Below are 6,678 nucleotides of genomic sequence, written 5' to 3'. Positions count from 1 at the left end.
CCGGCGCCCCGCGGCACCAAAGGAACCAGGGTACGGTTGGCCAGCTTCACAACGGCCGCCACCTCCTGGGCCGTAGCCGGCAGCACGACCACCTCGGGCAATTTCACATAATGGGGGTCCGTTACTTCGTCATGAGAATAGGGTTCCAGCTTGTCGGAATCGGTATAGACATATTTTTCTCCCACAATCTTTTTGAGCTCATCGATTACCTGGGGAGTGACAGCATTGTACCTTGCCATTCAGAATACCTCCTTGTATTTTTGGTATGTGACCAGGTCATCATACCAATTTGCTCTACGTTTATTATATAAAGCTTATAAACAATTGTCCACTGGAATAGTTACAATTTTACAATAATTCTTTTTTTCACAATCAGCAGAAAAGCATCCTATTCGGATGCCTCCTCCAGAATATATTCAAATCTTGGGCATTTTTTTCCCTCATACTCAACCGTCTCGCAAAACATTGCTAGCGGTCTCACCCAGATCCCTTCCTGGCCATATAATGCCTGGTACACCACCATCGGTTCTTCTGTTTCAGAGTGTGTGGCAATAAATAAGACGCGATACGGTTTTCCTTTAAAATGCCTGTATCTTCCTGGTTTTACTATTTGTTCGGCCACCTTGCCGTTCCCCTTTCTCATAGAATCAAAGCACAGTTTAAACAAGAACAACCTGCTGTAGTTTAACCCGCGCAGCAGGTTCTACTCTAGGCGAAATATCTTACCCGGATTCATAATATTATTGGGGTCCAACGCTTTTTTGATTGCCCGCATCATTTTCAGCTCCACCGGATTCGCGAACTTTTCCATCAACTCCAGCCTTTTGTAACCAATGCCATGTTCGCCGGACAACTTTCCTCCCACAGAATAAACAAATTGATAAATCTCATTCTGTATCAGCGGCAACTGCCGGTTCCAAACCTCCAGCGGCAATTCTTCCTTCATAATGTCGGCGTGAATATTGCCATCTGCGGCATGTGCCACACAATGAATGGTCATATTATATTTTTGTCCTAATTCAGACAGTTTCTCTACAACATCGGCAATCCGGGACATAGGTACGACAATATCCTCGGCGGAAAAAATCAGGCTGCGGGCCCGGTTCGCCTCGCCGAACGATTTCCTGGCCTTCCAAATCTTAGCCGGATCGGCAACCAAAACTGCGAGCGAACCATTCTCAGCACACAATTCATCAATGGCCATACACTGTTCTTCCAAAACAGTTTCATGGTCCCCCTCAACAGAAACGATCAGATAGTGTCCGTTATCGCTATGCGGCAGTTTCTCTCCCAAAAAATCTTCAACACAACGGATTCCCCGGTTGTCCATAAATTCCACACAAACAGGAGTAATACCGGTTTGCATAATTTTAGCAACCATACCGATGGCCGCCGCCGAACTGGGGAATATGGCCAACAAATCCATCACTTGTTGAGGCTGCGGCATCAGCCTGAGATATACTTTAGTAATGATACCCAGTGTCCCTTCGGAGCCAACTATGAGTTGGGTCATGCCATAGCCGGTGGCATCCTTTTTCAGTTTGCCTCCCAATGTGACCAGTTCACCCTCCGGAGTTACCAACTGCACCCCCAGGACTTGCTGCCTTGTAGTTCCGTATTTCACTGCCTTTAGCCCGCCTGCATTCGTGGCAACGTTACCGCCGATAAAAGAGCTGTCGCCGCTGGATGGTTCCCCTGCATATAAATATCCCTTTTCTTGTGCCGCCTTTTGCACTTCGCTGGTTCTGACGCCCGGTTCAACAACTAAAACCATATTCTGTTCATCGAATTCCAAAATCCGGTCCATCTTCTCCGTAGATAGAATTAAACCACCTTCATGAGCTACCGCTGCGCAAGCATAGCCTGTTCCCGCACCGCGAGGCACAATCGGAACCAAGTTCCGGTTGGCCAGCTTCACAATCCGGGCTACCTGTTCGGCGTTCCCGGGCAATACTACGGCTTCGGGATATTTGACATATTTCTCGCCGGTAACCGCATCATGAGAATATGGCTCCATCTTTTCCGGACTGGTCCAGACACTTCGTTCGCCTATAATTTCTTTCAGTTCCCTTAGCATATTTTGAGTAACTTTATTATAGTTTGCCATTTGGGGCCTCCCGTCTATTAAGCAAATTCTCTTTTATCCTGCAGCAGAGATCCACTCTTTCCAAACATATTTTACCTTACTGCCTTATTCTTGCAAGATTTGCTTTTATCCTTTCCCCCGTCGGGGACCAATTCATCATTTCAAGTCCCGGCGACGACCTTCCCAATATTGTTACGAAAAGTTCACCAGATTGTAACAAATTAGCTTTATACTTATTTTATTACCTAATCGCCAGAGGCATAAAAAAAACGTCAATTAATGTAATATAACAACAAAATTATAACAATATTGTAGCATTATGTCTCAAGTGCTATAATAAGGAAAATAAGATGAAATAAATGGAAATCAACACAAGATCAAATTGGCCGCTTACTCGTTGAAAAGGCTACAATTTAGAATCTGTCGTGTTTTTATCCTTGGGAGGGTGTTTCATTGCGGGATTTCGGCAAAATTACCATCGGAGAACTAATTGATTATATGGCAAGGGAAAACCCTGATACGGAAGCCCTGGTTTACCCTGATTTGAACCTGCGCTATACTTATGAAAAATTCCGCCGGGTCTGCAACCAGCTAGCCAAAGGGTTGCTTAAACTGGGCGTGCAAAAGGGTGAACATATTGCCATCTGGGCTACTAATGTGCCGCAGTGGGTTATTACCCAATTCGGCAGCGCCAAAATGGGAGCCGTACTGGTGACGGTAAATACGAATTATAAAATATTTGAATTGGAATATCTCCTAAAGCAGTCCGACTCCACTACCTTATTATTAATTAACGGAACGAAAAATTCCGATTACCTTAGTATGATTTATGAATTATGTCCCGAATTAAATGACTGCCGGCCGGGGGAACTAAAATCAATCCGGTTACCGTTCTTAAAAAATGTCATATTCATTGGTGACGAGCACCACTCTGGCATGTTTACCTGGAATGACCTTATAGAAATGGGCCGGGAAGTGACGGATGAGGAACTGATGATTCGTCAAAATGCCCTGACCCCGGACGAAGTGGTCAATATGCAATATACTTCAGGTACCACAGGGTTCCCGAAGGGAGTCATGCTTACTCATCACAACCTGATTGGTAATGCTTGCAGCCTGGCGGAATGTTTGAACTTTACGTATTTGGACAGACTCTGCATACCCGTTCCTTTTTTCCATTGTTTTGGTTGTGTGCTGGGAACCATGACTTGCCTGGTTGCAGGCGCTACGATGGTCCCGGTAACAGTGTTCAATCCGGAAAAAGTGCTGGAAACGATTGAAAAGGAACGTTGCACGGCTGTACACGGGGTACCGACCATGTTTATTATGGAACTGGAAGCAATGGAGAAAGCCCAATATGATACTTCTTCCCTGCGAACCGGTATCATGGCCGGTTCACCCTGTCCCATTGAAGTAATGAGGAAAGTCGTAGATAAAATGGGAATGAGAGAAATTACCATAACCTATGGCCAAACAGAGGCCTCCCCGGGTATCACGATGACCAGGACGGATGATCCCCTGGAACTGCGGGTGGCGACGGTAGGCCGCGCTCTGCCTAATGTAGAGGTAAAAATTGTCGACCCGGAGACGGGACGGGAGGTTCCCCGTGGCATGCAGGGTGAGTTATGTTCCCGTGGCTACAATACGATGAAAGGGTATTATAAGCTGCCGGAAGCCACTGCCGCTGCAATCGACCAGGACGGCTGGCTGCACACGGGAGATTTGGCAATTATGGATGAAAATGGCTACTGCAGAATTACCGGACGTTTGAAAGATATGATCATCCGTGGCGGCGAAAATATCTACCCGCGGGAAATTGAAGAATTTCTTTACACCCATCCCAAAATCAAGGATGTGCAGGTCGTGGGCGTACCCAGTGAAAAATACGGAGAAGAAGTCATGGCTTTTATCCAGTTAAAACCGGGACAACCCGTTACGGCAGAAGAAATTCAAGAATATTGCCGGAACAAAATTGCCCGTTATAAAATCCCCCGCTATATTGAATTTATCGAAAACTATCCAACCACAGCCAGTGGTAAAATCCAAAAATATAAGCTAAGGGAACAAGTTCTGGAAATACTGGGCTTGAAAACTCCGGATAAAACCGAAACAGCTTGACCCCGCCTATTTTTTACCCACGGTCTAAAAGCTCCTTCTGATCCTATGACTAAACCCTGCCAGAGTTGCTGGCAGGGTTACTTCCTTTAGCTTAATACAATCCTACGAAAACATCCAATAAAATACCGTCAATATCAAAATTTATCCCGATTACTTTAGGTACGGAAAGGCTAATACAGCCGCCTTCGCCCATAATTAAGGTGGGCGGTGATATATCGACGCCTGCGAGTCCGGCGCTGGCAAAATTGGTGCAGGCGTTGGCACAAACCATATTACCCATTTCAGATATTGCGCTTTGCGCTAAAGCGTCCAGTGCCGGCACCTCCATACCCATCATCATCCTGGAAGCAAATTGCCGGGCTGAATCGACGGTCATTCCTATGATAATCACTCCTTTGACCGGACCCAGAACACCGATATTAATCATTATCCCATTGTTTTCCAGCATGGATCCACCCAAAAATACGGACTTCTTTTTCACGGATTGAAAACCGATTTGGGGCAAGATATTGATAAAAGCCTCCAATACAGGATTAATTGAATTTACATCCATAAAACCGACCCCTTTTTAAAACCAACACAAAGAAGAATTGTCCCCAAGTCTGTATTAGCGCTAATATTACGGGATTCAATACTGGGGCTAATGATTTCAATGGACTCGCCACAGGACACACTGGGCGGAGCGACCCGCAGCCCAAAGGATTTTTCTTTTTTGTTGAGCATGGAGCAGGCTACCCCGCCAACTACATTGGCGAACTCGGCCACCATTGCCACGATTTCCCCCCGTTCCTTGGCCTGCCGGCGCAGAATAACCTCCGCCATCTTCTCCGCCGTTCCGGCAGTGAGGTCCAGAATCATAGTACCCGGATATTTGCCAATAATACCAATCACGACGGTGATTCCCCGGGATACAAGGTGATTTTTCCCTGCCGGCTGATTCGAAGCCGCCGCCGTGAGCTTGGTCATACGGGCAAAACTTTGGCTTAACGCCTCGCTAAATATTTCACCGCTCCATTCCACTAAATTTTGAAAGGCTAGGTCCGGAGCCATTACATTTTTAATAACATTCATTAACGCTTCATTATCAATCGGTTTTTGGACGTATCCGGCGACACCGGTCCGGCGGGCTTCTACCTCCATCTCTTCATCCTTCATGGAACTGACCAAAATAATTTTGGCGGCAGGGTCATGCCGAAGGAGGGCTTTGCTGCATTCAAAACCGTCGGCTCCCGGCATTGCTATATCCATCGTTACAATATCCGGACGGCAGGTTTGGTATGTCTCAATTAATCCTTCCAGAGAACCTGCCTCACCAACGACTTCACAACTGTTTTCCTGTAAAGAGTCAGCCAGCAGTGTGCGGGAAAAGGGAGAATCGTCCACGACCAATACTCGAATTATACCCATACTTTAACTATGCCTCCTATAATAATAATAACTTCTCATTCCCCTTTTAATCACAAGCCCCATAAATAACTGAATCCTACTTTCAATAGTTATCATCACCACAATAAAAGAAATAACGCTAACATTTAACATTAATTTTCTTTTGGTTCTATCTAAATTCCTGCCAATCCTTGATTTTCCCTTTTTAATGAATTATTAAAAAATTATTAAAGAATCAAAGATAATTTGAAATGACATACCAAAACAATACTGCGCGTGGCCATTCACGCTACATCGCAATCTCATAACCCGGAAAACCGAAAATAAGGCTTTCAGGATTTTACCCTGAAAGCCTTATCACTTTATATGGTGCGGGAGAAGGGACTTGAACCCCCACGGTTACCCGCCAGATCCTAAGTCTGGTGCGTCTGCCAGTTCCGCCACTCCCGCATATTTAGTTAATTGGTGCCGGGAACCGGAATCGAACCGGTACGGATGTCACCATCCGAGGGATTTTAAGTCCCTTGTGTCTGCCTGTTCCACCACCCCGGCATAAAAAGTTAAAGAATTAGAAATGCCAAGCGAGTTTATATCTCGTTTGGCATATTGAATATCATGGTTGCGGGAGCAGGACTTGAACCTGCGGCCTTCGGGTTATGAGCCCGACGAGCTACCAGCTGCTCCATCCCGCGATAATCAACATTCTGAACAGTCTTCGTATATACAGAGAGAATTTGTTCCCTCAAAACTACCCAGAAGAAAGATGAGCAAATCATGAAGTCAAGCCCTCGACCGATTAGTACCAGTCAGCTTCATCCCTTACAGGACTTCCACACCTGGCCTATCTACCTTATCATCTCTAAGGGGTCTTACTAGTCTACACTATGAGAGACCTCATCTTAAGGCTGGTTTCACGCTTAGATGCTTTCAGCGTTTATCCGTTCCGGACGTAGCTACCCAGCTGTACCCCTGGCGGGATAACTGGTACACCATTGGTCCGTCCACTCCGGTCCTCTCGTACTAGGAGCAGTTCCCTTCAAGTCTCTTACGCCCGCGATGGATAGGGACCGAACTGTCTCACGACGTTC

The 6,678-nt window shown here is 46.0% G+C and carries 6 protein-coding genes, 3 tRNA genes and 1 rRNA gene; 1 reads left to right on the top strand and 9 read right to left on the bottom strand.

Annotated elements, in window-relative coordinates; translation table 11 throughout:
• The 3 genes from LUCIF_RS22315 to LUCIF_RS22305 form a co-directional block, all read right to left on the bottom strand.
• The coding region (locus tag LUCIF_RS22315; RefSeq protein WP_133306314.1) for an FAD-binding oxidoreductase at window positions 1-239 on the bottom strand (239 nt) is incomplete at its 3' end.
• A 149-nt stretch (window positions 240-388) separates the two neighbouring features.
• On the bottom strand, window positions 389-622 hold the full coding sequence (locus tag LUCIF_RS22310) for a DUF1653 domain-containing protein (RefSeq protein ID WP_243638779.1): 234 nt from the start codon (window positions 620-622) through the stop codon (window positions 389-391).
• A gap of 81 nt (window positions 623-703) precedes the next feature.
• Window positions 704-2,107, bottom strand: coding sequence for an FAD-binding oxidoreductase (locus LUCIF_RS22305; protein WP_122630035.1), 1,404 nt, complete (start codon window positions 2,105-2,107; stop codon window positions 704-706).
• Between the two features lie 432 nt (window positions 2,108-2,539).
• Here LUCIF_RS22305 and LUCIF_RS22300 point away from each other — a divergent pair, with 432 nt between their 5' ends.
• Entirely contained in the window at window positions 2,540-4,204 is a 1,665-nt protein-coding gene (locus LUCIF_RS22300; RefSeq protein WP_122630034.1) for an AMP-binding protein, read from the top strand.
• A 91-nt stretch (window positions 4,205-4,295) separates the two neighbouring features.
• Here LUCIF_RS22300 and LUCIF_RS22295 read toward each other — a convergent pair whose 3' ends face one another.
• From LUCIF_RS22295 to LUCIF_RS22270, 6 genes are all read right to left on the bottom strand, one after another.
• Window positions 4,296-4,757, bottom strand: a complete 462-nt coding sequence (locus LUCIF_RS22295; RefSeq protein WP_122630033.1) for a chemotaxis protein CheX — start codon at window positions 4,755-4,757, stop codon at window positions 4,296-4,298.
• Complete coding sequence (locus tag LUCIF_RS22290; protein WP_207858315.1) at window positions 4,748-5,611, bottom strand: response regulator; 864 nt, start codon at window positions 5,609-5,611, stop codon at window positions 4,748-4,750. Before LUCIF_RS22290 ends, LUCIF_RS22295 begins: the two co-directional genes overlap by 10 nt.
• 346 nt (window positions 5,612-5,957) lie before the next feature.
• A tRNA-Leu gene (locus LUCIF_RS22285) sits at window positions 5,958-6,040 on the bottom strand.
• Between the two features lie 13 nt (window positions 6,041-6,053).
• Window positions 6,054-6,142 (bottom strand) — tRNA-Leu (locus LUCIF_RS22280).
• 64 nt (window positions 6,143-6,206) lie between these two features.
• A tRNA-Met gene (locus LUCIF_RS22275) sits at window positions 6,207-6,282 on the bottom strand.
• Between the two features lie 84 nt (window positions 6,283-6,366).
• Window positions 6,367-6,678, bottom strand: a 23S ribosomal RNA gene (locus LUCIF_RS22270); the annotation flags it as partial.

Origin of the sequence: Allolucifera butyrica (assembly GCF_900476375.1) — a bacterium.
Classification (GTDB): domain Bacteria; phylum Bacillota; class Negativicutes; order Sporomusales; family UPPP01; genus Lucifera; species Lucifera butyrica.
Note: the sequence above shows the minus strand (reverse complement) of the source record. Positions and strands in the feature narration are given on the sequence as shown.